Below are 458 nucleotides of genomic sequence, written 5' to 3'. Positions count from 1 at the left end.
CCTTCATATAAAGATGTAAGAACGGTAGCGTTTGCCTGTTGGTAAATGGGAATCATGTTCTTTTGATAACCAACAAAATCCACTCGATCCTGAATATTCAAATTTACCGTCAGCATTTTCAATTCACTCTCTAGTTGTCCTTCTCCTACAACTTTCAGTTTGAGTTCTGGAAAATCTTTGGTAAGAATGGCAAAGCTCTCAATAGCCAAATGAAACGCTTTTTGTTTCTCAAGCCGGCCCACACAGAGTAAATAGTGATGTTTGCGAATGGATGTTGAAGCAATATCTTTTGCAGCTTCATGGATGCGACTGTTAACAGGATTATAGATAACAACGGACTTCGAGCTAATTTGAGGATAAAGACTGATTAACTCTTCCTGCATGGCATAACATTGATTGATGACTAAATCGACTTTGTTATAGAGCCGATGAATCAATGGAAATACGATAAATTTTCG

General features: G+C 37.6%; 1 protein-coding gene. It reads right to left on the bottom strand.

Features of this window, described 5'->3' with window-relative positions:
• Positions 1-458 (bottom strand): glycosyltransferase (locus A9E74_RS13885; RefSeq protein ID WP_141696843.1); only part of this gene is annotated, 458 nt, incomplete at both ends.

This window comes from Methylophaga muralis (assembly GCF_001720165.1).
In the GTDB taxonomy this organism is placed as follows: Bacteria; Pseudomonadota; Gammaproteobacteria; order Nitrosococcales; family Methylophagaceae; genus Methylophaga; species Methylophaga muralis.
The sequence above is the reverse complement of the archived record's forward strand: the minus strand, read 5'-3'. Positions and strand labels throughout refer to the sequence as shown.